The organism is Pseudomonas sp. NY15364, assembly GCF_048068235.1.
Classification (GTDB): domain Bacteria; phylum Pseudomonadota; class Gammaproteobacteria; order Pseudomonadales; family Pseudomonadaceae; genus Aquipseudomonas; species Aquipseudomonas mendocina_D.
Genome location: NZ_JBLUPX010000009.1, coordinates 37321 through 60256 on the forward strand (window position 1 = coordinate 37321; position 22936 = coordinate 60256).

The 22936-nt window shown below is 61.8% G+C and carries 19 protein-coding genes; 13 read left to right on the forward strand and 6 right to left on the reverse strand.

Going from position 1 to position 22936, the window contains the following annotated elements:
• Both ACNFCJ_RS09995 and ACNFCJ_RS10000 read left to right on the forward strand, forming a co-directional pair.
• Positions 1-1692, forward strand: a complete 1692-nt coding sequence (locus ACNFCJ_RS09995) for a glycerol-3-phosphate dehydrogenase/oxidase (protein WP_416771107.1) — start codon at positions 1-3, stop codon at positions 1690-1692.
• Entirely contained in the window at positions 1693-3288 is a 1596-nt protein-coding gene (locus ACNFCJ_RS10000) for an FGGY-family carbohydrate kinase (protein ID WP_416771109.1), read from the forward strand.
• A gap of 198 nt (positions 3289-3486) precedes the next feature.
• Here the strand turns inward: ACNFCJ_RS10000 and ACNFCJ_RS10005 are convergent, their stop codons facing one another.
• Entirely contained in the window at positions 3487-4185 is a 699-nt protein-coding gene (locus ACNFCJ_RS10005; RefSeq protein WP_179576102.1) for a pirin family protein, read from the reverse strand.
• Positions 4186-4361: 176 nt separating this feature from the next.
• Here ACNFCJ_RS10005 and yegS point away from each other — a divergent pair, with 176 nt between their 5' ends.
• The 3 genes from yegS (at position 4362) to ACNFCJ_RS10020 (ending at position 7262) form a co-directional block, all read left to right on the forward strand.
• Complete coding sequence (gene yegS / locus ACNFCJ_RS10010; protein ID WP_296230088.1) at positions 4362-5279, forward strand: lipid kinase YegS; 918 nt, start codon at positions 4362-4364, stop codon at positions 5277-5279.
• A 92-nt stretch (positions 5280-5371) separates the two neighbouring features.
• The gene (locus ACNFCJ_RS10015) at positions 5372-6304 is read left to right on the forward strand and encodes a chemotaxis protein CheV (RefSeq protein WP_416771112.1); all 933 of its coding nucleotides are present in this window, start codon (positions 5372-5374) and stop codon (positions 6302-6304) included.
• A 151-nt stretch (positions 6305-6455) separates the two neighbouring features.
• On the forward strand, positions 6456-7262 hold the full coding sequence (locus ACNFCJ_RS10020) for an MOSC domain-containing protein (RefSeq protein WP_416771114.1): 807 nt from the start codon (positions 6456-6458) through the stop codon (positions 7260-7262).
• 142 nt (positions 7263-7404) lie between these two features.
• On the opposite strand, the gene ACNFCJ_RS10025 is transcribed toward ACNFCJ_RS10020, so the two are convergent.
• Positions 7405-9336 carry a transglycosylase SLT domain-containing protein gene (locus tag ACNFCJ_RS10025; protein WP_416771115.1) on the reverse strand — a complete coding sequence of 644 codons (1932 nt, stop codon included), beginning with the start codon at positions 9334-9336 and terminating at the stop codon, positions 7405-7407.
• Positions 9337-9575: 239 nt separating this feature from the next.
• Between ACNFCJ_RS10025 and ACNFCJ_RS10030 the strand changes: the two genes are divergently transcribed.
• Together ACNFCJ_RS10030 and ACNFCJ_RS10035 are read left to right on the forward strand one after the other, a co-directional pair.
• Positions 9576-11501 (forward strand): ATP-binding cassette domain-containing protein, encoded by a 1926-nt coding sequence (locus ACNFCJ_RS10030; RefSeq protein WP_416771117.1) that lies wholly within the window; start codon positions 9576-9578, stop codon positions 11499-11501.
• An 18-nt stretch (positions 11502-11519) separates the two neighbouring features.
• On the forward strand, positions 11520-12206 hold the full coding sequence (locus ACNFCJ_RS10035; RefSeq protein ID WP_125835840.1) for a DUF6901 family protein: 687 nt from the start codon (positions 11520-11522) through the stop codon (positions 12204-12206).
• A 97-nt stretch (positions 12207-12303) separates the two neighbouring features.
• Here the strand turns inward: ACNFCJ_RS10035 and ACNFCJ_RS10040 are convergent, their stop codons facing one another.
• On the reverse strand, positions 12304-12753 hold the full coding sequence (locus ACNFCJ_RS10040; protein ID WP_017361528.1) for a universal stress protein: 450 nt from the start codon (positions 12751-12753) through the stop codon (positions 12304-12306).
• A 149-nt stretch (positions 12754-12902) separates the two neighbouring features.
• On the reverse strand, positions 12903-13724 hold the full coding sequence (locus ACNFCJ_RS10045) for a hypothetical protein (protein WP_279922521.1): 822 nt from the start codon (positions 13722-13724) through the stop codon (positions 12903-12905).
• A 468-nt stretch (positions 13725-14192) separates the two neighbouring features.
• Here ACNFCJ_RS10045 and fadB point away from each other — a divergent pair, with 468 nt between their 5' ends.
• The 6 genes from fadB (at position 14193) to ACNFCJ_RS10075 (ending at position 21705) form a co-directional block, all read left to right on the forward strand.
• Positions 14193-16340, forward strand: coding sequence for a fatty acid oxidation complex subunit alpha FadB (gene fadB, locus ACNFCJ_RS10050; RefSeq protein ID WP_099526453.1), 2148 nt, complete (start codon positions 14193-14195; stop codon positions 16338-16340).
• A 30-nt stretch (positions 16341-16370) separates the two neighbouring features.
• Complete coding sequence (fadA, locus tag ACNFCJ_RS10055) at positions 16371-17546, forward strand: acetyl-CoA C-acyltransferase FadA (protein ID WP_099526452.1); 1176 nt, start codon at positions 16371-16373, stop codon at positions 17544-17546.
• 73 nt (positions 17547-17619) lie between these two features.
• Positions 17620-17862 (forward strand): DUF1653 domain-containing protein, encoded by a 243-nt coding sequence (locus ACNFCJ_RS10060; RefSeq protein ID WP_416771121.1) that lies wholly within the window; start codon positions 17620-17622, stop codon positions 17860-17862.
• Between the two features lie 317 nt (positions 17863-18179).
• On the forward strand, positions 18180-20789 hold the full coding sequence (gene topA / locus ACNFCJ_RS10065) for a type I DNA topoisomerase (RefSeq protein WP_416771122.1): 2610 nt from the start codon (positions 18180-18182) through the stop codon (positions 20787-20789).
• A gap of 80 nt (positions 20790-20869) precedes the next feature.
• A complete protein-coding gene (locus ACNFCJ_RS10070) occupies positions 20870-21388 on the forward strand; it encodes a DUF6586 family protein (protein WP_416771124.1) in 519 nt (172 codons plus the stop codon).
• A gap of 80 nt (positions 21389-21468) precedes the next feature.
• Positions 21469-21705, forward strand: a complete 237-nt coding sequence (locus ACNFCJ_RS10075; RefSeq protein ID WP_003462072.1) for a hypothetical protein — start codon at positions 21469-21471, stop codon at positions 21703-21705.
• Between the two features lie 74 nt (positions 21706-21779).
• Here the strand turns inward: ACNFCJ_RS10075 and sulA are convergent, their stop codons facing one another.
• Together sulA and lexA are read right to left on the reverse strand one after the other, a co-directional pair.
• Positions 21780-22253, reverse strand: a complete 474-nt coding sequence (sulA, locus tag ACNFCJ_RS10080) for an SOS-induced cell division inhibitor SulA (protein ID WP_416771126.1) — start codon at positions 22251-22253, stop codon at positions 21780-21782.
• Between the two features lie 9 nt (positions 22254-22262).
• Positions 22263-22877: a transcriptional repressor LexA gene (gene lexA / locus ACNFCJ_RS10085; RefSeq protein ID WP_416771128.1), complete on the reverse strand. Its 615-nt coding sequence runs from the start codon at positions 22875-22877 to the stop codon at positions 22263-22265.
• Positions 22878-22936 lie beyond the last annotated feature (59 nt).

A 22936-nucleotide genomic window follows, 5' to 3' on the forward strand; every position in this document is an offset into this window, starting at 1 on the left:
ATGGAACCCTGGAACGCCACCTGGCGCACGCGCGCACTGCCTGAACTGGCCGCGCGCGACTGGGATCTGCTGGTGATCGGCGGCGGCATCTGCGGCGCCGGCATCCTCCGTGAAGCGGCGCGGCGTGGTTGGCGCTGCCTGCTACTGGAGCAACGCGATTTCGCCTGGGGTACCTCCAGCCGCTCGTCGAAGATGGTGCACGGTGGCCTGCGCTACGTTGCCAAGGGCCAACTGGGGCTGACCCGCGACTCGGTGCGCGAGCGCCAGCGCCTGCTCGGCGAGGCGCCGGGGCTGGTGGAGCCGCTCAGCTTCGTCATGCCGCATTACCGCGGCGGTTTTCCCGGGCCGAAGGTCTTTGGCGGCCTGCTCAGCCTGTACGACGCCCTGGCCGGCAAGCGCAATCATCTGTTCTATCCGCTGCAGCAGCTGCGTTACCTGGCGCCAGGCATTCGCGAGGACGGCCTGCTCGGTGGTACACGTTTCTTCGATGCGGTAACCGACGATGCCCGCCTGGTGCAGCGCGTGCTGGGCGAGGCGCGCGCCGAAGGCGGCGAGGCGCTCAATGGCATGCGCGTGGTCGAATTGCTCCGTGAAGCAGGGAAGGTGGTCGGCGTGCTCGCCGAGGATGTGGAAACGGGCACTCAGTACCGCCTACGTAGCCGCGCCGTGGCGCAAGCCACCGGTGCCTGGGCCGATCGCTTGCGCCAGCCTGGCAATGGTCGCATTCGTCCGCTGCGCGGTAGCCATCTGCTGTTGCCGAGCTGGCGTCTGCCGGTGGTGCATGCCTTCAGCTTTATGCACACGGCCGATGGCCGGCCGGTATTTGTCTTCCCCTGGGAGGGCGCGACGGTGATCGGCACCACCGATCTGGATCATGCTGACGAGCTCGATCATGAAGCCGCCATCAGCACCGAGGAGGTCGACTACCTGCTGGCCGCCTGCGCCCAGCAGTTCCCGGCTGCGCAGGTGAGCCGCGCCGAGGTGCTGTCGACCTGGGCGGGCGTGCGTCCGGTGGTGAGCGATGGTGGCAGCGTACTGAAACCCTCCGATGAAAAGCGTGAGCACGCGCTGTGGATCGAGCCGGGCAGCGTGACGCTGGCCGGCGGCAAGCTGACCACCTTCCGCCTGCTGGCGCTCGAGGTGCTGCGTGCCTGCGCGGGTTTCGTTGGCAAGCCAGTGGATGATCAAGGCGGCGCGGTCTTCGCTGCGAATACGCCGACACCGATGCCGACCTTGAGCCCGGCGCAGCAACGCCGTCTGGCTGGGCGTCATGGTCGTCAGCTGGGTGAGGTACTGCGTTTGATCGACGAAATCGGCGCTGATTGCGTCGCCGGTACCGATACCTTGTGGGCCGAACTGGCTTGGGCTGCCGAAGGGGAGCTGGTGCTGCATCTGGACGATCTGCTGCTACGCCGCACGCGCCTGGGCCTGCTGCTGGCCGAAGGTGGCCGTGCCGAGCTGCCGCGCATCCGCGCGCTGTGCCAGCCGCGCCTGGGCTGGAGCGATGCGCGCTGGCAGCAGGAAGAGACGGATTACCTGGCGTTGTGGCGGCGCTGTTACAGCCTGCCGGGAACGGCGGTTGAACAACCCCCTCTCCCGCTTGCGGGAGAGGGCTGGGGAGAGGGAAAGCGTTTATCTGCCGGCCACTCTGCGCCAGACGAACCACCCTCTCCCCCGGCCCCTCTCCCATAAATGGGAGAGGGGAGACATAACAAGAAGGATCACACCTTGAGCGAACCAAGCTACCTGCTGAGCATCGACAACGGCACCCAGAGCGTGCGTGCGTTGCTGTTCGATACCAGCGGCAACCTGCTGGCCAAGGGCAAGGTCGAGCTAGACCCCTATTTCTCCAGCCAGCCAGGCTGGGCCGAGCAGGACCCCGAGTACTACTGGGCCAGTCTCGGCGAGGCCTGCCGACTGCTGTGGCAGCAGGTGACTATCGACCGCAGCCAGATCAAGGGCGTTGCTGTCACCACCCAGCGCGGCAGCATCATTCATGTTGACGAGCAGGGCACACCCCTGCGCCCGGCGATTCTCTGGCTCGATCAGCGCCGTGCCGAGGTGGTCGGGCGGATCAAGGGCCTGTGGGGCTGGCTATTCAAGCTGGTGCGCGCCGAAGAGGCGGTCGATCACTTTCGTGGCCAGGCCGAGGTCAACTGGGTCGCCCAGCACCAGCCGGAGATAGCAGCGCGCACGCACAAGGTGCTGTTGCTTTCGGGGTTTCTCACCCATCGCCTGTGTGGCCGCTTCGTCGATTCCACCAGCAGTTGCGTGGCCTACCTGCCGTTCGACTACAAGCGCCTGCGTTGGGCTGCGCCCGGCGACTGGAAGTGGCAAGCGCTGAAGGTGCGCCGTGAGCAACTGCCCGAACTGTTCAAACCGGGGGAACGACTGGGTCAGATCAGTGCCGAGGCCAGCCGTCACACCGGTATTCCCGAGGGCCTGCCGCTGATTGCCGCTGGGGCTGACAAGGCCTGCGAGGTCTTGGGCTCCGGTGCATTGGAGTCCAGCACGGCGTGCCTCTCGTACGGCACTACCGCGACCATCAACACCACACGCAGTCGCTATCTGGAAACCGTACGCCTGATTCCGCCCTATCCGGCAGCGCTGCCGGATCACTTCAACACCGAGGTGATGATTTATCGCGGTTTCTGGATGGTCAGCTGGTTCAAGCGCGAGTTCGGCCTGCGCGAGATGCAGCGTGCCGATGCGTTGGGCGTACCGCCCGAGGCGCTGTTCGACGAGCTGGTCAACGCCGTGCCGCCGGGTTCCATGGGCCTAATGTTGCAGCCGTACTGGACGCCGGGCATCCGCGAGCCGGGCCTGGAGGCCAAGGGTTCGATCATCGGCTTTGGCGACGTGCATACCCGTGCGCATCTGTATCGGGCGATTCTGGAGGGATTGGCCTACGCCCTGCGCCAGGGCAAGGAGCGTATCGAAAAACGCTCAGGCACCCGCATCGAGCGCCTGCGCGTGTCCGGCGGTGGTTCGCAGAGCGATGCGGCGATGCAGCTGACCGCCGACATCTTCGGCCTGCCGGCCGAGCGTCCGCACTTGTACGAGACCAGCGGCCTGGGCGCGGCGATCAACTGCGCGGTGGGCCTGGGACTGCACGCCGACTACCCGAGCGCCATCGCCGCCATGACCCGCGTCGGCCAGGTATTCCAGCCGAACCCGGAGGCCCAGCGGGTTTACCAGCAGCTCTACGCGCAGGTCTATCAGCGCATGTACCGCCAGCTCAAGCCGCTGTACCAGCGTATTCGCAAGATCACCGGTTATCCGGCGTAGAGCATGCGGTGGGCGTAGGGAGGTAGGGACGTAGGGCGGACTCAGGAGCGAAGCGAACAGTCCGCCGCTCCTCGGTGTTACACAAATCCAGCGGCGTACTGCTTCGCGACGACTGCATGGATGCAGGAGGTAGAGCGACGCAGGAAGCCAAAGCCGAGTACGCCCTACGCTATTTTTACTTGCCGCTTGAGGCTGCCGTCAGGCGACGTCTACCAGCACGATCTCGCTGTCTTCCTGCGCGTCGACGTGGATCACCTCGACATCCGCAACGGCCACGCCGTCACGTGCCTTGGCTGCCACACCGTTGACGCTGAAGGCTCCGGTAGCACCTACCAGATAGGCCTTGCGACCCGGCTGCAGGCGGTATTCGGCGCTTTCTCCTGCCTTGATCGTGGCCGCGACCAGTCGTGCATCGGTGCGGATACGCAATGCATCGACATCTTCCTCGTAACCGCTGGCCAGGGTGACGAACGATCCCGAGCGGTCGCCTTTCGGGAAAGGCTTGGCGCCCCAGGAGGGCGGTAGGCCAGCCTGGTTCGGCTGAATCCAGATCTGGAAGATCTTGGTGGTTTCGTCCTCAAGGTTGTACTCGCTGTGGGCGATACCGGTGCCGGCGCTCATTACCTGCACGTCGCCGGCCTCGGTACGGCCCTTGTTGCCCAGGTTGTCCTCGTGGCTGATGGCACCTTCGCGAACGTAGGTGATGATCTCCATGTCGCGATGTGGGTGCGGCGGAAAGCCTGAATGTGGAGCGATCTCGTCGTCGTTCCACACGCGCAGGCGGCCCCAGTTCATCCGCTCGGCGTCGTAGTATTCGGCGAAGGAAAAGTGGTGACGGGCGTTGAGCCAGCCGTGATGAGCACCACCGAGTTGTTCGAACGGACGTACATCGATCATGGTCAATCCTCCAGTCGTGCGCGAGGTGAGTCCCGCGCAACGTCGATGGCGCTATGATCTATTCTGTGTAGTCGATTTAAAAGCGCAATATTTACGGATTTAATATCTATTGATTTGATTAATTTTCGCGAAGGCCAGGCACTAGGCTTTCGCTGATTCCTACAAGGAGCAGTGCAATGCGCGAACGCAAAGCCTGGTTGATCCTGCATGGCAAGCAGGCGTTGAACGAAGAGGTGAGGACGGCCGTGAGCGGCCTGCGTGAGCGTGGCTGGGATCTGGCCGTGCGCCTGACCTGGGAAGGCGGGGACGCCGAGCGGCTGGTCGAGGAAGGGCTGGCTGCTGGTTACCCGACGCTGATTGCCGGTGGCGGTGATGGCACCCTGCGTGATGTGGTCGAAGCGCTGGTCAAGGCGCAGGGCGATGCGAGCCTGGCTCTGCTGCCGCTGGGCACGGCCAATGATTTCGCCCACGCTGCTGGCATACCGCTGACGCCGGCTGCCGCGCTGGCGCTGCTGGAGGTCGAGCCGGTCGCCGTTGACGTGGGCATGGCCGGTGAACGTGCTTTCCTCAATATGGCCACGGGCGGTTTCGGCTCCAACATCACCGCCAACACGCCGGAGGAACTCAAGAAGGTCCTGGGTGGCGCCGCCTATCTGCTCACCGGGCTCAGCCGTTTTTCCGAAGTGCGCGCGGCCGCCGGTCGGTTTCACGGGCCGGACTTCGAGTGGCAGGGCGAATTCCTGGCATTGGGCATCGGCAACGGACGCCAGGCTGGAGGCGGGCATCTGCTCTGTCCAGAGGCGACCATTGACGACGGCTTGCTGGACGTCTGCATTGTTCCTGCCGCGCAGGATGTGGTGAGCACCCTGGGTACGCTGCTCTCGGGCGGCATGCATGGTGTGCAGAGCGTCGCGGTCAGCGCGCGGCTGCCCTGGCTGGAAGTGGAGGCGCAGGAAGGGCTGGATTTGAACCTCGATGGCGAACCGATGGAAAGCAAGCGTTTGCGCTTCAGCGCACAACCTGGCGCGCTGCGTCTGCATCTACCCCGGCATTCGCCTTTGCTCGCTGGTCAGGCGCCTGGGGCTGAGGCATGATGGCGGCGCGCCAGCAAGGCTTCAGTCTGCCGGCAGTTCGCCGATAACCCGAACGGCAGACTAGACTCAATCTATATACCTCGGAGCGCATGATGGCTGGCATCCTCGATTCAGTAGATCAACGCACGCAACTGGTCGGCGAGAACCGCCTGGAAATTCTCATGTTCCGCCTGGCCGGTCGGCAGTTGTTCGCCATCAACGTGTTCAAGGTGCAGGAAGTCCTGCAGATGCCCAAACTGACGCTGATGCCGCAGCGTCACCGCTTCGTCTGCGGTGTGGTCAACCTGCGTGGTCAGACCCTGCCAGTGATCGATCTATCCCAGGCCATCGGCATGCGTCCGCTGGTGCCGGATGAGCGCAGCACCATCATCGTCACCGAGTACAACCGCTCTGTGCAGGCCTTCCTGGTCGGCAGTGTCGATCGCATCCTCAACCTCAATTGGGAGTCGATCCAGCCTCCGCCCGGTGGCGCCGGTCGCCAGCATTACCTGACCGCGATCACCAAGGTCGACGAGCAGATCGTCGAGGTCATCGACGTGGAAAAGGTGCTGGCCGAGATCGTGCCGATGAGCACCAAGGTCTCCGAAGAGAAACTTGCCGATCCGTTGCTGGAGAAGGCGCGCGGTCGTGAAGTGCTGCTGGTGGACGATTCCAGCGTGGCGCTGAGCCAGTTGCGCGACACCCTGACCCAACTGGGCATGCGCCTGTACATGGCGGGCGATGGTCTGAAAGCCCTGAACCTGCTGAAGAAGTGGGCGGATAGCGGCGAAGTGATGACCGACAAGCTGCTGATGATCTTCACCGATGCCGAAATGCCGGAGATGGACGGCTACCGCCTGACCAGCGAGATTCGCAACGATCCACGTCTCAGGGACCTCTACGTCGTGCTGCACACGTCGCTGTCCGGCAGCTTCAACGAGGCGATGGTGAAGAAGGTCGGTTGCGACAACTTCCTCTCCAAATTCCAGCCGGACAAGCTCGTCGACGTGGTACGTCAACGCCTCGAGTTGGACGAGCCCAGCTAAAGTCGCTGGAGGGCGGGTGCAACCCGCCGCGCGTCGATGGCCGCTGGTGACCGAGCGAGCGTTACTGATCTGCATAATTTCCCGAGTTTTGTTGCTTGTGAGCGTCGCCGTCACCTCGTATAACGGCGTTTTGCCAACAGGAACCTGACCCATGCTGAGTCTCTCGGGGTTATACCGTTACCCGCTCAAGTCCGGCCGCGGCGAGGCCTTGCAGCGCAGCGCGGTCGACGGCCTTGGCCTGCATGGCGATCGGCGCTGGATGCTGGTCGACGCCGACAACGGCCGCTTCATCACCCAACGCCTGCTACCGCAAATGAGTCAGCTGAGTGCTCTGTACGATGCGCGCGGCGGCCTTACCCTGAGTGCGCCGGGGCGTGAGGATTTGTCCGTGGCGTTGCCCGATCCCGAACAGGATCTGCGTGGCGTTATCGTCTGGCGTGACAGCCTGCGCGTACCGGATGCTGGTGACGCAGCGGCCGCTTGGCTCAGTGATTTGCTGGGTAAATCCTGCCGTCTGGTGCAGGTGCCGGAAGGGCGTACCCGCCAGGTCGATACCGCCTATGCCCAGCCGGGTGACCACGTGGCTTTTGCCGATGGGTTTCCGCTGCTGCTGATCGGTCAGGCCTCGCTGGAGGATCTGTCCCAGCGTGTCGGCCAGCCACTCTCGATGCTGCGCTTCCGTCCCAATCTGGTCGTCACCGGCAGCGAGCCCTACGCCGAAGACAGCTGGAAGCGCATCCGCATTGGCGAGGTGGAGTTCGACGTGGCCAAGGGCTGCTCGCGCTGCATTCTCACCACCATCGACCCACAGACTGGAGAGCGTAACGCCCAGCGTGAGCCGCTGGCCACGCTCAAGACTTATCGGGAACGCGATGGCGATGTGTACTTCGGGCAGAACCTTTTGCCACGAGGTGTGGGTGAGCTACAGATCGGTATGCCGGTTGAAATTCTGGAGTAGGGTGCGCCATGCGCGCCGCGTGATCTGCGTACGGTCGCTGGGCTGAGGCTCAAGCGGCACTGAACCGAAGCGCGGTCCGGCCCAGGCGTATGGAGCAGCGAGCCCCGATCAGCAGACACCCAGTCTGATCGGGGCTTTTGTTTTACTGATCTTCAAAGAAGCGCTCGTTCCACGCCACCAGCGGGTGCGGTGCGTTGAGCTTCTGGCCGTAGATCACCGAGTAGGACAGCACGTTCTGCACGTACTGGCGGGTCTCGTCGAACGGGATGTTCTCCACCCAGACGTCATAACTGAGGTGATTGGCGCCGCGCAGCCACTGGCGTACGCGGCCGGGCCCGGCATTGTAGGCGGCCGAGGCGAGTACGCGGTTGCCATTGAACTGACCATATACCTGACTCAGATAGGCAGCGCCCAGCTGGATGTTGGTGTCCGGGTTGAGCGCCTGTTGCGGCGATGCCAGGGGGATGCCGAACTTGCGTGCGGTTTCCTTGGCAGTGCCCGGCATCAGTTGCATCAGGCCCATGGCGCCGGCATGGGAGCGGGCGTCGGCCATGAAGGCACTCTCCTGGCGGGTGATGGCGAACACCCAGCTCGAGTGCAGATCACGGCGCCTGGCTTCACGCACCAGTTCGTCGCGATGGGCCATGGGGAAGCGCACTTCCAGGTCGTCCCAGTACTGGGCCTGGCTGATGGTGCGGATGGCCGGGAAGTACCACTCCATTTCGTAGGCCAGGCGCGCCTGGGCCACCAGTTCATCGCGGCTGAACAGGCGGCTGACGTGATACCACTCGCGGCGACCATCGACGATCTGGCCGCGTGCGTGGAACTCCATGGCGCGCTTGATGCCGGCGGTGTTACGGACTTTCTGTACGACCTTGGGATCGAGCGCCAGCGGCTGGTTGTTCAAGGCGTAAGGCGCTTTGACCTGATCCGCTGCCATGAAACCGTAGAAATCACGCTCCTTGGCCAGGGCCTGGAACAGCACCGCTGGTTGCTGGCTGTTGGGTTGCGCCAGTTGCAGGCTGCGCGCATTCCAGTAGCGCCAGCGGTTGCTGCTGGCCAGATCGGACGGCATCTTCTGCGTCAACTGATAGGCCTCTTCCCAACGGCCATGGCGCAGCAGCAGGCGTGCACGCCACTCGCTGACAGTGTTGTCACGCAACTGTGGATCGTACTTGGTCATCACCTGCAGGCCGCGCAGGTCGAAGCGTTGCGCCAGGCGCAGACCGATCTGGCGGGCAATGGCGACCTGTTCATCCGAGGAGAACTTCATTCGCTGGGCATAGCCGTCGAGCAGGGCCAGAGCGTCTTCGGGGTTCTGCCGGGCCAGGCGGCGCAGGCCGAGGCCGACCACATCGCTCATGGCGTCATCGGCGGGGGCGAAGCGTGCGGTGTTCTTCAGCAGTTGCGGCTTCTGCGCCACTTCGACCATCAGCTTGCCGCGCTCGCCAAGCGTTGGCATGCCCTTGATCAGGAAGTTGGCCAAGCCGTAGTTGCCGCTTTCCACCGCCAGTTTGGTGCGCTGCCAGCGGCGCTGTTCGGTGAGCTGGCCATTGGCGGCCCAGCGTTCGAACAGGGGATCACAGGCGTTGGGCTGGGATTTGCCCACCAGCCAGAGCTTCTCGGCGGTAGCGTTGCCTTCGGCAGTCAGGCCGTGGCTGAGCTGGTACTGGCCATACAGGCAATCCAGTTCAGTGAAGTTGAGCTTGGCATCGTAGTGATCGAGGAAGGGCTTCCAGTCGCCACGCTCGGCCAGCGCGCGCAGCCAGCGCAGTTTCATCCAGCTGGCCTGAGGCAGGTCACCATGTTCGGCAAGAAACTTTTCTATTTCCGCACTGCTCGCTGATCGCAGACGGTTGGTCAGCTCGTCATAGGCCAGATATGGCGTCAGCGGGTAGTCGCGCAGGGCGCTGGCGTACTGGCGATAGGGGCCGCTGTCGCCCTTGGCCAGGGCGCGCTTGGCTTCATCGTAGTACTGGCGTTGCTGCGCCAGGTTGGCGGCTTCGGCACTGGCCAGGCCAGCCGTGGTGGTGAAAATCAGGCAGGAAACTACAGAAAGAAGGCGACCGCGCATGGCATTTCCAGGGGGCAAGCAGATAGTGGGGGCAACAGGTTCCATATCGTTGCATGCCCTTAGCTTAGCGCTTCAGCGGGGCGCGGTGAATGCCGTCGCGCCAGATGGACACATGCAGAAAAAATGCATGGCGCAGTGCTATTGCGAGTGCTTTGCCGAGGTGCCCGCTGCTGGGGTGGAAACGGCCACAGCCAATCTGTAACTCGGGTAGAATGCGCCGCCTGTTTCTGGAGATGCCCATGACCCTGCTCAAGTTTGCCGACGTATCCCTCGCCTATGGCGCCATGCCCCTGCTCGATGGAGTGTCCTGGCAGATCGCGCGGGGTGAGCGGGTGTGCATCATCGGCCGTAATGGCACTGGCAAATCGAGCATGCTGCGCCTGGTCAAGGGCGACCAGATGCCGGATGACGGCGAGATCTGGCGTGCACCGGGGCTGAAGATTGGCGAGCTGCCGCAGGAACTGCCGCGCGCCGACGAGCGCACGGTGTTCGATGTGGTCGCCGAAGGCCTGGCCGGTGTTGGCGAGCTGCTGGCGCGTTATCACCACCTGGCGCAGAACATCCAGGGCGATGACGACCTCGAGCAACTGATGCACGTGCAGCAGGAGCTGGAAGCCAAAGACGGCTGGCGCCTGCAGCAACTGGTCGACAGCACCCTGAGCCGCCTGCAACTGCCGGCGGACAAGACCCTGGCCGAGCTCTCCGGCGGCTGGCGCCGTCGCGTGCTGCTGGCGCAGGCGCTGGTGTCCGAGCCGGATCTGCTGCTGCTCGACGAGCCGACCAACCACCTGGACATCGGCGCCATCGCCTGGTTGGAAGAGGCGCTGAAAGACTTTGGCGGCGCCGTGCTGTTCATCACCCACGACCGTTCCTTCCTGCAGAACCTGGCTACGCGCATCCTCGAGCTGGATCGTGGTGGCCTGATCGACTGGAATGGCGACTACGCCAGCTTCCTGGTACACAAGGAGCAGCAACTGGCTGCCGAGGAAACCGCCAACGCGCTGTTCGACAAGCGCCTGGCCCAGGAGGAAGTGTGGATTCGCCAGGGCATCAAGGCCCGCCGTACCCGTAACGAGGGGCGCGTGCGCGCGCTCAAGGCGATGCGTGCGGAACGTAGCGAGCGCCGCGAACGCCAGGGCAAGGCGAATATCCAGCTCGATACGGCGGACAAGTCCGGCAAGCAGGTGATGGTGGCGGAGAACGTCAGCTTCGCTCACGCCGGCGGTCCCTTCCTGGTCAAGGATTTCTCCATGGTCCTGCAGCGCGGTGACCGTATCGGCCTGCTTGGTGCCAACGGTACCGGTAAGACCACTCTGCTCAAGCTGCTGCTCGGTGATCTGCAGCCGTCCAGCGGTAGCATCGAGGTCGGCACCAAACTGGAAGTGGCGTATTTCGACCAATTACGTCACCAGCTCGAACCGGAAAAGACGGTGATCGACAACGTCGCCGAGGGTCGTGACTTCATCACTATCGATGGCCAGAACCGCCATGTGCTGAGCTACCTGGGCGACTTCCTGTTCAGCCCGCAACGGGCCCGTACCCCCGTCAAGGCGCTATCGGGTGGCGAACGGGCACGACTGTTGCTCGCCAAGTTGTTCAGCAAGCCGGCCAACCTCTTGGTGCTGGACGAACCGACCAACGATCTGGATGTAGAAACCCTGGAACTGCTCGAAGAAGTGCTGCTCAACTTCCCCGGCACTGTGCTGATGGTCAGCCACGACCGTGCCTTCCTCGATAACGTCGTGACCAGCACCCTGGTATTCGAGGGTGAAGGCAAGGTGCGCGAGTACGTCGGTGGCTATCAGGACTGGCTGCGCCAGGGCGGCTCGCCGCGTTTGCTCGGCGTGGGGGAAAGTAAATCCGGCAAGGCCGAGCTGGCCACGGCCATCGTCGAAGCGCCGGCTCCGGCCGCAGTGACTCCCGTTCAGGAGAGCGCAGAGCCTGCGAAGAAGAAACTAAGCTACAAGCTGCAGCGCGAGCTGGAAGCGATTCCCGGGCAGATCGATGCCCTGGAGCAGGAAATGGCCGCGGTACAGGAGCAGGTATCCGATCCTGCCTTCTATCAGCAGCCGGTGCAGATCACCACGGAAGTATTGGCGCGTCTCGAGCGCTTGCAGAAAGAAATGGACGCGTTGCTCGAGCGCTGGGCAGAGCTGGAAGGCTGACGAAGGAACGAACGGGCAATGGCCATCGAGTACCGCATTACTCTCGACGACAATCATCAGTTCAGCTATCGGATCGAGCTGAATCGCGAGTATGACCCCATTCAGGCGCAACAGGCTCCCGCCTGGACGCGCCTTGGGCATCAGCAGTGCAGCAATTGCCCACTGAGTCGCGACCAGTTCAGCCATTGTCCGGCAGCGGTCGATCTGCATCGGGTGATCGAGGATTTTCGTGGCCTGCCGGCATTTAAAAAAGCCAGCGTCTGGGTACGCACGCCGGAGCGTGAGTACACCAAGCATGTCGGCTTGGAAGAGGGCCTGCGTGCGTTGCTCGGCGTGATCATGGCCACCAGCGCCTGCCCAGTGCTGGCGCGCCTGAAGCCGATGGCGCAGCACCATCTGCCGTTTGCCAACAATCAGGAATTCATCCTGCGTGCGGTATCGCTGTACCTGTCGCGGCAGTACTTCAATATGCGCGAGGGGCGTCTGGCCGATTGGGAGCTGAAGGGGCTGGTGCGCCTGTTCCAGCAACTGAAACTGGTCAACCAGGCCTTCTGGCAGCGTATTCACGACACCTGCGAAGGCGACTCCAACCTCAAGGCCTTCCTTACCTTCTTCTCGATGTCATCGAGCATGACGGTGTCGCTGGAAACCCAGCTGCAGAAGATCCGCCCGCTGGTCATGAGCGCGGGCGAGTCGTTCGAGTAGACAACTGCGGCCTTCGTAGGGTGCGCTGCGCGCACCACAGTTGCAAAGGTCTCGATGCCGTCAGTGCTGCATCTGGTGCGCATGGCGCACCCTACACTTAAGCGCCTTTTTCGCCTTTCTTCAGGCGCACTGCGAGCACGTCGCAGGGCGCGCCATGCAGCACGTCATTAGCGGTGGAACCCAGCAGCAACGCCAGTCCGTGGCGGCCATGGCTGCCAACAACGATCAGATCGCAACCCTGTTCTTCGGCCAGGCGGTGAATTTCCTGGCGCGGTTGGCCATAAGCCAGGTGGCGCTGGTCCGCGGTCAGTTCGGGATACTTGCCGGTGAAGCTGTCCAGGCGCTCGCGGGCCTGCTCGAACTGCTGTTGCTGCAGCATCGACAGGTCCATCGGCACGTCACCACCAAAGGCCATGGCCATCGGTTCGACGATATGCACCAGGGACATCTTGGCGCCACTGGCCTGCGCCAGTTTCTGCGCGCGTACCACTACAGGGTCGCATTCCTCGGTCAGGTCGACGGCGACCAGAATGTGCTGGTAGGGCATGGTGAGTTCTCCTCAAGGGGGCAAATGGCTCTGCATCAAGTATGGCCCCATTGTGTGGGGCAGGGCGACTGGTCGTTAAATAAGGCAAAGAAAAGCCCGGTGCGAGCACCGGGCAATGGTTGGGCCAGGCAGGCCGGAAATCTGGGGCATCAATGCTGGGAGGCAGCGTATTGGGCCGCAACACCTTCCAGGCCTTCGATGATGCTGTCGGAATACTTGCTGATCAGGAAAGGTACGGTGTTTTCGTTGTAGTTGCGCAGGGATTTCTCGATGTAACGCCATTTGGTGCCGATGGAGTTCAGCGCTGCACTGATCTCCGGAGTGTTCTGCTGGGCGGTGCTGAGATTGTCCAACTTGCTGGCGAATTCGCCTGCCAGCTCATCGATGGCGCGTTCTTCGCCGCCGCCGAAGAAGCTGGCGCCGACCGAGGCACTGCGTGAAGCATAGTCCAGCGCGATATTCTGCATCAGCAGGCTTTGCTCACGGCTCTTCTGCGTCAGCTGCGGTACGCTGAAACCGCTTTCTTGCTGAATCTTCTGATACAGCTCCTGACTAATGGCCATGATGCGTTGGTTGTTCTCTGCCAGATCGGCGACGGGTTGCAGGTCAGTGAAGCCCTGGCTGCGCATGGCGTCCATCAGTGTCTGGAGCCCGCTGCGGTAACTTTGCCAATTGGTTTGCAGCTGCGCGCGCAGCGCCTTGCTCGCATCCCCGGGCATTTCGCCCATGCCGTCCAGGTGCGATTGGCCTGCCTGCAGGGATTCGCCAATCATCCGCGCGTAGCGTTGATCGCCTTCCATGCCGTTGTACATGTAGAAGTCACCCAGGCTTTTTTGCGTTGCCAGGCGTAACTGGTGCAAGCGCAGCAGATCATCGGCCGGTGCGGCGCTGAGCAGGGGCGGGGAGAGCAGCGTAAAGAGAAAAACGAGCAGGGCGCTCAGGGGGAATGCAAGCGAACGGCGGCTCGACATTGGTGACTCCATGTGGCCCATCGTGGGGCTCGATTTGTTTTTGTATTGCCTTCAGGTGGCGCTGTGCCAGCTGAAAGTGAGACGACTGTACCCGGAGCGTAGCGATTTGGCTAGGCATCCGGGAGTGCCCGTATCAAGCAGTAAAACGCTCGCAATAGTGCGTTATTGACGCTGTTTATCGAAATCGGCTGGAGGCCACGAATGACCAGGCCTGCAGAAATCGTCGGGAAATCGACGAAAAGAGGCCAATTGACAAGCGCAGGGTTTTCCCTGAAGGTGTGCACACCCAAATCAAACGGGCGTATGAATTGAGCGTTTGCCTTGTTAGGCGCGCCATTACAGCCCGAATATCGCGTCGGTGGGTGTGTCGTACCGATTGGGGCTATGCTCGTGCGGCGCTGCCGCAGGCTAGCCTGCCGGTTGGCTCCGATGTGTACTGTTCAGCTTCCATACCGTGGAGATCAGTTGATGATTTACGAAGGTAAAGCCATCACGGTTAAGGCTCTTGAGAGTGGCATCGTCGAATTGAAGTTCGACCTCAAGGGTGAGTCCGTCAACAAATTCAACCGTCTTACCCTCAATGAGCTGCGCGCCTCCGTCGACGCGATCAAGGCTGACGGTTCGATCAAGGGCGTGATTGTCACCAGTGGCAAAGACGTGTTCATCGTCGGCGCCGATATCACCGAATTCGTCGACAACTTCAAACTGCCCGACGAAGAACTGGTGGCTGGCAACCTGGAAGCCAACAAGATCTTCAGTGATTTCGAAGACCTCGCCGTGCCGACCGTCGTCGCCATCAACGGCATCGCCCTGGGTGGCGGTTTCGAGATGTGCCTGGCCGGTGACTACCGTGTCATGAGCGATAGCGCCAAGATCGGCCTGCCAGAAGTCAAACTGGGCATCTACCCAGGCTTCGGCGGCACCGTGCGTCTGCCGCGCGTGATCGGTACCGACAACGCCGTCGAGTGGATTGCATCGGGCAAGGAAAACCGCGCCGAAGACGCCCTGAAAGTGGGCGCCGTCGATGCTGTGGTCAGTGCAGACAAGTTGCAGGCCGCCGCTCTGGATCTGGTCAAGCGCGCCATCTCCGGCGAGCTGGACTACAAGGCCAAGCGCCAGCCCAAGCTGGAAAAGCTCAAGCTCAACGCCATCGAGCAGATGATGTGCTTCGAGACCGCCAAGGGCTTCGTCGCTGGCCAGGCCGGCCCGAACTACCCGGCTCCGGTCGAGGCGATCAAGACCATTCAGAAAGCCGCCAACTTCGGCCGTGACAAGGCGCTGGAAGTTGAAGCTGCCGGCTTCGTCAAACTGGCCAAGACCTCGGTTGCCGAGAGCCTGATCGGCCTGTTCCTGAATGATCAGGAGCTGAAAAAGAAAGCCAAGCACCACGACGAAATCGCCCGCGACGTGAAACTGGCTGCCGTACTCGGCGCCGGCATCATGGGTGGTGGTATCGCCTACCAGTCGGCTTCCAAAGGTACGCCGATCCTGATGAAGGATATCCGTGAAGAGGGTATCCAGATGGGCTTGAACGAGGCTTCCAAGCTGCTCGGCAAGCGCGTCGAGAAGGGCCGCATGACCCCTGCGAAGATGGCTGAGGCCCTCAACGCCATCCGCCCGACCATGTCCTACGGTGATTTCGGTAACGTCGACATCGTCGTCGAAGCCGTGGTCGAGAACCCCAAGGTCAAGCAGATCGTGCTGGCAGAAGTGGAAGGCGTGGTGCGTGAAGACGCCATCCTGGCCTCCAACACCTCGACCATCTCCATCAGCCTGTTGGCCCAGGCGCTCAAGCGTCCGGAAAACTTCGTCGGCATGCACTTCTTCAACCCGGTGCACATGATGCCGCTGGTGGAAGTCATCCGTGGCGAGAAGTCCAGCGAAGTGGCCGTTGCCACCACCGTTGCCTACGCCAAGAAAATGGGCAAGAACCCGATCGTGGTCAACGACTGCCCGGGCTTCCTGGTCAACCGTGTACTGTTCCCGTACTTCGGCGGCTTCTCCAAGCTGCTGGGCTTCGGTGTCGACTTCGTGCGTATCGACAAGGTGATGGAGAAGTTCGGCTGGCCCATGGGCCCGGCATATCTCTCCGACGTGGTCGGTATCGACACCGGTCACCATGGCCGTGACGTGATGGCTGAAGGCTTCCCGGACCGTATGGCCGTGGAAGGCAAGACTGCCGTCGACGTGATGTATGACGCCAATCGCCTGGGTCAGAAGAACGGCAAGGGTTTCTACGCCTACGAGACCGACAAGCGCGGCAAGCCGAAGAAGGTCACTGACCCGGCTGCTTACGAGCTGCTCAAGTCCATCGTGGTCGAAGAGCGTGAAGTCACCGACGAGGACATCATCAATTTCATGATGATTCCGCTGTGCATGGAAACCGTTCGTTGCCTGGAAGACGGCATCGTCGACACCGCAGCCGAGGCCGACATGGGCCTGATCTACGGTATCGGCTTCCCTCCCTTCCGTGGCGGTGCGCTGCGCTACATCGACTCCATCGGTGTTGCTGAATTCGTCGCCCTGGCTGACAAGTATGCCGAGCTGGGCGCCCTGTACCACCCGACCGCAAAACTTCGCGAAATGGCCGCCAAGGGCCAGAAGTTCTTCGGTTAATCGTGCAGCGAACAGAGCGAGAGTAGAAATATGAGCCTGAATCCTAGAGATGCAGTGATCGTCGACTTCGGTCGTACCCCGATGGGTCGTTCCAAGGGCGGCATGCACCGCAATACCCGCGCCGAGACCATGTCCGCGCACCTGATCAGCAAGCTGCTGGAGCGTAATGCCAAGGTCGATCCGGCTGAAGTCGAGGACGTGATCTGGGGCTGCGTCAACCAGACCCTGGAGCAGGGTTGGAACATCGCGCGCATGGCGTCGCTGATGACCCAGATCCCGCACACCAGCGCCGGCCAGACCGTCAGCCGCCTGTGCGGTTCGTCCATGAGCGCACTGCACACTGCCGTGCAGGCGATCCAGACTGGTAACGGCGATGTATTCGTCGTCGGCGGTGTGGAGCACATGGGCCACGTCGGCATGATGCATGGCGTCGACCCGAACCCGCACCTGTCGCTGTACGCCGCCAAAGCGTCCGGCATGATGGGTCTGACCGCTGAAATGCTGGGCAAGATGCATGGCATCAGCCGTGAGCAGCAGGACGCCTTCGGTGAGCGTTCGCACCGTCTGGCGCACAAGGCCACCGTCGAAGGCAAGTTCAAGGATGAAATCATCCCGATGCAAGGCTACGACGAGAATGGTTTCCTGAAGATGTTCGATTTCGACGAAACCATTCGTCCGGAAACCACCCTTGAAAGCCTGGCTGCGCTGAAGCCTGCGTTCAACCCGAAAGGCGGCACCGTGACTGCAGGGACTTCCTCGCAGATCACCGACGGCGCTTCCTGCATGATCGTCATGAGCGCCCAGCGCGCCCAGGACCTGGGCATCCAGCCGATGGCCGTGGTTCGTGCCATGGCCGTTGCCGGTGTCGATCCGGCGATCATGGGCTACGGTCCGGTGCCGTCCACGCAGAAGGCGCTCAAGCGCGCTGGCCTGAGCATGGCTGACATCGACTTCGTCGAACTCAACGAAGCCTTCGCAGCCCAGGCCCTGCCTGTGCTGAAGGATCTGAAGCTGCTCGACAAGATGGAAGAGAAGGTCAACCTGCACGGCGGCGCGATCGCCCTGGGTCACCCCTTCGGTTGTTCCGGTGCCCGTATCTCCGGTACCCTGCTCAACGTCATGAAACAGAACGGCGGCACCTTTGGTGTCTCCACCATGTGTGTGGGCCTTGGCCAAGGCATCACCACCGTCTTCGAGCGCGTTTAAGCGCCAGCGGACAGAAACCGGGGCCTAGTGCCCCGGTTTTGCTTTTTACGGCTTTTTATTTCGGGAACCGCTCATGCAGTTGCAGCCAGGACTCTATCGCCACTACAAAGGCCCGCAGTACCGCGTATTCGGGGTGGCGCGCCATTCCGAGAACGAGGAAGAGGTTGTGGTTTACCAGGCCCTGTACGGCGAGTTCGGCCTGTGGGTGCGGCCGCTGAGCATGTTCTGTGAAGAGATCGAGGTGGACGGCAAGCGCGTTCCACGCTTTGCTTTGGTTCAGGCCGAAGTCAGCCCTATCGGCGCTTCACAAGCCTGACTGTGCAACCCCTGCGCTTGACCTTCGCTTGGTCGCCACTATATATAGCGGGGCCTTAGAACCTGTTCACGATCTGTTGCGCGTCGGCGCTACTGCGTTAAAAACAAGCTCGGACAGTGACTTGTCACTGAACGTCCGGAGGACGGCCCGAAGGGCGAGTGAAACGAGTAATGCAATTTTACCACTCGTAAACTCCGCTTCCTCGCTTGTTTTTGCGGGGCCGCCACCGGTTTGTATCACTCTAGCTCACGAGCTCGTGAGCAGGCTCATATGGCTCCCAGCCTTCTATATTTCGCAATTCAGGAATTTTCTGATCCATGGGCAAATCGCTGGTCATCGTGGAATCCCCGGCCAAGGCCAAGACCATCAACAAGTACCTGGGCAGCCAGTACGTGGTGAAGTCGAGCATCGGCCACATCCGTGACCTGCCTACCAGCGGCTCGGCAAGCGCCACCAAGGAGCCTGCCAAGCGTGGCAAGGCTGCCGCCGGTGAAGCGCCTGCGCTGTCGCCCAAGGAAAAGGCCAAGCGCCAGCTGTTCGCGCGCATGGGTGTCGACCCCGAGCACGGCTGGAAGGCCAAGTACGAGATCCTACCCGGCAAGGAAAAGGTGGTCGAAGAGCTGCGCCGCCTGGCCAAGGATGCTGACACCATCTATCTCGCAACCGACTTGGATCGCGAAGGGGAGGCCATCGCCTGGCACCTGCGCGAGTCCATCGGTGGTGATGACAGTCGCTATAAGCGCGTGGTGTTCAACGAGATCACCAAGAAGGCGATTCAGGATGCCTTCTCCAAGCCCGGTGAGCTGGACATCAACCGCGTTAACGCCCAGCAGGCACGCCGTTTCCTTGATCGTGTGGTGGGCTACATGGTCTCGCCGCTGCTGTGGGCCAAGATCGCCCGTGGCCTGTCTGCCGGTCGCGTGCAGTCGGTGGCGGTGAAGCTGGTCGTTGAGCGTGAAAAAGAAATTCGTGCCTTCGTCCCGGAAGAATACTGGGAAGTGCACGCTGATCTCGGCACTGCGAAGAACGCCAAGGTGCGCTTCGAAGTCGTTCGCGAAGACGGTTCGGCCTTCAAACCGGTCAACGAAGCGCAGGCCATGGTGGCGCTGGAGAAGCTCAAGGCTTCCAGCTACAGCGTGGTCAAGCGCGAAGATCGTCCGACTAGCAGCAAGCCGTCGGCGCCTTTCATCACGTCGACCCTGCAGCAGGCTGCGAGCAACCGTCTGGGCTTCGGCGTGAAGAAGACCATGATGATGGCTCAGCGTCTCTACGAGGCGGGTTACATCACCTATATGCGTACCGACTCGACCAACCTGTCGAACGACGCCGTAGAGATGGTTCGTGGCTTCATTGGCAGCGAGTACGGCGACAAGTACCTGCCGGGTAAGCCTAATCTGTATTCGAGCAAGGAAGGTGCCCAGGAAGCGCACGAAGCGATTCGTCCCTCTGACGTCAACTTGCGTCCGACCCAGCTCTCCGGCATGGAGCGTGATGCCGAGCGCCTGTATGACCTGATCTGGCGTCAGTTCGTAGCCTGCCAGATGCCGCCGGCCGAGTACCTGTCCACCAGCGTCACCGTGGCTGCCGGCAACTTCGAGCTGCGCGCCAAGGGCCGCATCCTCAAGTTCGACGGTTACACCCGCGTGCTGCCGCAGCAGAGCAAGCCGGGCGAGGACGACGTCCTGCCGGAAATGAAGGAAGGCGAGAGCCTCAAGCTGATTCAGCTCGACCCCAGCCAGCACTTCACCAAGCCGCCGGCGCGTTATTCCGAAGCGAGCCTGGTCAAGGAGCTGGAAAAACGCGGTATCGGCCGTCCGTCCACCTATGCAGCGATCATTTCCACCATCCAGGATCGCGGCTACGTCACGGTGCACAACCGTCGTTTCTATGCCGAGAAGATGGGCGACATCGTCACCGAGCGTCTCGACGAGAGCTTCGCCAACCTGATGGATTACAGCTTTACCGCCACCATGGAAGAGCATCTCGACGATGTGGCCCAGGGTGAGCGCGAGTGGAAGCATCTGCTCGACGAGTTCTACGGTGATTTCAAGAAGAAGCTCGAAGTGGCCGAGGCGGGTGAGGGCGGCATGCGTGCCAACCAGCCGACGCTGACCGACATCCCCTGCCGCGAGTGCGGCCGGCCGATGATGATCCGCACTGCCTCCACCGGCGTGTTCCTTGGTTGCTCCGGCTATGCGCTGCCGCCGAAGGAACGCTGCAAGGCCACCATCAACCTGGTGCCGGGCGACGAGATTGCTGCCGACGACGAGGGTGAGTCCGAGTCCCGCGTACTGCTTGGCAAGCATCGTTGCCCGATCTGCTCCACGGCCATGGATGCCTATCTGCTGGATGAAACCCGCAAGCTGCACATCTGTGGCAACAACCCGGATTGCACGGGTTACGAGATCGAGCAGGGTCAGTACCGCATCAAGGGTTATGAAGGGCCAAGTCTGGAGTGCGACAAGTGCGGCAGCCAGATGCAGCTCAAGACGGGCCGTTTCGGCAAGTTCTTCGGTTGCACCAATGCCAGCTGCAAGAACACCCGCAAGCTGCTCAAGAACGGCGAAGCGGCGCCGCCGAAGATGGACAAGGTGGAGATGCCCGAGCTCAAGTGCGAGAAGGTGGATGACACCTACGTGCTGCGTGACGGTGCATCGGGTCTGTTCCTCGCAGCCAGCCAGTTCCCCAAGAATCGTGAGACGCGTGCACCCCTGGTGCTGGAAATCGTTCCGCACAAGCATGAGATCGATCCCAAGTACCACTTCCTTTGCGATGCTCCACAAAAGGACCCGGATGGCCGCCCAGCAGTGATTCGCTACAGCCGCAAGACCAAGGAGCAGTACGTGCAGTCCGAGGTCGATGGCAAGCCGACTGGCTGGCGTGCGTTCTTCGATGGCGGTAAGTGGAAGGTCGAGGACAAGCGCTGATCTCTGCGCTCTGACGAGAAGCGCGTCTGCCTTGGTTAGACGCGCGTATCATGACCCGATCTGCTGTGGAGGTCGCCGCAATGGCCAAAGAAATCTATACCCGCACCAATCAGAAGATCTTCTTCGCCGGTATCGCCCTGGATAACTGGCGCAAGGCCGAGGCTTCCAGCGCGTTCAACGTGCAGGCGCTGGTGCAGGCCGAGCGTGAAGCTGCGCTGTTTCACCTGTACGGTGGGCTTCTTGGGGTGTGTCATGAGATCGCCGGTTACTACCGCATGAACAACGCAGCGCCTTCGCGTGTCGAGGCCTTCGTGCAGCAGGCGGTGCTCGACGGTTCACCCAGCCCTGAGCTGGCCGAGTTGGTCGAATTGGCGCAGCAGCGCGAAACCTGGCTGGCCGAGTTGCTGGCGGCCTATGCTGCGCTGTTCCAGCCGCCACGTGAGGAGCGCAAGGCCAAGGTCGATCCGTCCATGCCGTTGATCACCGCTGTCAGCGTCGGCGAAGAGCCGGCCGAGCTGGGCATCGATGATATCGATGCCTGGCGTCAGCAGCTCAAGGCTCTGGTGCTGCGTTTCCGCGAAGGCCTGAGCGAGTGCTGATTGGGTTTAACTGGACCAGTGGGCTGGGGACGATCCCGGCTGGCTGTTACAATGTCGTGTTTTTGCACAGAGACTGAGCCATGCCTACATCCTTCCTGGAAATCGTCGAACTGCCCGATGGGCGCATTGCCCTGCGTCGCGCAGAGGATGAAGAGGCGTTGGTGACCCTGGATTTCTCCGCTGATGCCAAGGCTTTCCTGCAGGGGCAACACATCGAGGTGGCCAAGGCCATGCTCAATGTTGGTGTGCAGATGGCTGGCCGAATGGCTGAGGGTGATTTCAGTGGTGAAGAAGAAGGCTCGCGCGTTCTCCACTGAGTTACTGCGTCTCAACGAAAAACGGGGCTCCATTGGAGCCCCGTTTTCATTTCCGCAAGCGAAGTCGTGGTCAGCTAACCCAGGCTGATGTTCAGGCTCTGCGCGCCACCTGTGTTGGCGGCCTGTGCAAGGCGCTGACGAGTGCTGCTCTCGACCGGATGCAACCAACTGATCACGGTATGGCTGCGACCCAGCTTGAGTGCTTCTTCGGCCAATTCCAGGGCATTCTGCCCTTGTCGCGGATGCAGCAGCAGGATTCGTTCACGGTTCAGCCCTGCATCGCGCAGCCAGCTTTGCGTGAGGCTGGCCGGTGGTGCCACCAGAGTCAGCCAGCGTGCGTCCTGATTCTGGCTCAGCTCTCGCAGAATCGGCGCCAGCAAGTGCAGGCAGTGCCCAGCGGCGCCACGTAGAGCCAGTTCGCTAAACGCCTGAGCATCCTCACTGCGAGAGATGTCATGGGCTGCGACCAGTGGCTCATTTGGCGTTCGGCCAAGAAACGCGTCGAAAAGGGGAAGTTGTGGGCGCTCGAACGACTGCTGCACGTACATGGTGTCTCCTCAGCGGCGGATTACACCGACGCTCAAACCTTCGATGACCAGATCCTGGTTTTCCAGGTCCACTTCGATCGGGGCGAACTCGGGGTTCTCGGCAATCAGCCAGACCTTATTGCCCTCGCGCTTGAAGCGTTTGACCGTCACTTCATCGTCGATACGGGCGACGACGATCTGGCCGTTACGGGCTTCACGGGTGGTGTGCACGGCGAGCAGATCGCCATCGAAAATGCCGATATCCTTCATGCTCATGCCGCGCACACGCAGCAGATAGTCGGCTTTGGGCTGAAAGAACGCAGGGTTGATCTGGCAGGATTCCTCGACATGTTGCTGAGCGAGGATCGGTGCGCCGGCAGCAACGCGGCCAATAACTGGAAGGCCTGCGTCTTCGTTCGCAGCGCCTGCCTCGAAGCCAGGAATGCGAATGCCGCGCGAAGCGCCTGGGGTCATTTCGATAGCCCCCTTGCGCGCAAGGGCCTTGAGGTGCTCTTCTGCTGCGTTGGGTGATTTGAACCCCAGTTCCTGAGCGATTTCCGCGCGGGTGGGTGGGTAGCCGTTGTCTTCCAGGCACCGTTTGATGAAGGCGAGAATCTCGGCTTGGCGTGGCGTCAGTTTCAGCATGGCTGGGCTCTGTCTTTTTATACAGTGACTGGGATTATATACAGTAAGCCGCTCTTGGC

Coding starts and splice junctions, on each gene's coding strand:
- topA (WP_416771122.1), top strand. CDS start 18,180: ATGGGCAAATCGCTGGTCATCGTGGAATCCCCGGCCAAGGCCAAGACC.
- ACNFCJ_RS10040 (WP_017361528.1), bottom strand. CDS start 12,753: ATGCCCTACCAGCACATTCTGGTCGCCGTCGACCTGACCGAGGAATGC.
- sulA (WP_416771126.1), bottom strand. CDS start 22,253: ATGTACGTGCAGCAGTCGTTCGAGCGCCCACAACTTCCCCTTTTCGAC.
- ACNFCJ_RS10035 (WP_125835840.1), top strand. CDS start 11,520: ATGGCCATCGAGTACCGCATTACTCTCGACGACAATCATCAGTTCAGC.
- fadA (WP_099526452.1), top strand. CDS start 16,371: ATGAGCCTGAATCCTAGAGATGCAGTGATCGTCGACTTCGGTCGTACC.
- ACNFCJ_RS10015 (WP_416771112.1), top strand. CDS start 5,372: ATGGCTGGCATCCTCGATTCAGTAGATCAACGCACGCAACTGGTCGGC.
- fadB (WP_099526453.1), top strand. CDS start 14,193: ATGATTTACGAAGGTAAAGCCATCACGGTTAAGGCTCTTGAGAGTGGC.
- ACNFCJ_RS10000 (WP_416771109.1), top strand. CDS start 1,693: ATGGGAGAGGGGAGACATAACAAGAAGGATCACACCTTGAGCGAACCA.
- yegS (WP_296230088.1), top strand. CDS start 4,362: ATGCGCGAACGCAAAGCCTGGTTGATCCTGCATGGCAAGCAGGCGTTG.
- ACNFCJ_RS09995 (WP_416771107.1), top strand. CDS start 1: ATGGAACCCTGGAACGCCACCTGGCGCACGCGCGCACTGCCTGAACTG.
- ACNFCJ_RS10070 (WP_416771124.1), top strand. CDS start 20,870: ATGGCCAAAGAAATCTATACCCGCACCAATCAGAAGATCTTCTTCGCC.
- ACNFCJ_RS10025 (WP_416771115.1), bottom strand. CDS start 9,336: ATGCGCGGTCGCCTTCTTTCTGTAGTTTCCTGCCTGATTTTCACCACC.
- lexA (WP_416771128.1), bottom strand. CDS start 22,877: ATGCTGAAACTGACGCCACGCCAAGCCGAGATTCTCGCCTTCATCAAA.
- ACNFCJ_RS10045 (WP_279922521.1), bottom strand. CDS start 13,724: ATGTCGAGCCGCCGTTCGCTTGCATTCCCCCTGAGCGCCCTGCTCGTT.
- ACNFCJ_RS10005 (WP_179576102.1), bottom strand. CDS start 4,185: ATGATCGATGTACGTCCGTTCGAACAACTCGGTGGTGCTCATCACGGC.
- ACNFCJ_RS10030 (WP_416771117.1), top strand. CDS start 9,576: ATGACCCTGCTCAAGTTTGCCGACGTATCCCTCGCCTATGGCGCCATG.
- ACNFCJ_RS10020 (WP_416771114.1), top strand. CDS start 6,456: ATGCTGAGTCTCTCGGGGTTATACCGTTACCCGCTCAAGTCCGGCCGC.
- ACNFCJ_RS10075 (WP_003462072.1), top strand. CDS start 21,469: ATGCCTACATCCTTCCTGGAAATCGTCGAACTGCCCGATGGGCGCATT.
- ACNFCJ_RS10060 (WP_416771121.1), top strand. CDS start 17,620: ATGCAGTTGCAGCCAGGACTCTATCGCCACTACAAAGGCCCGCAGTAC.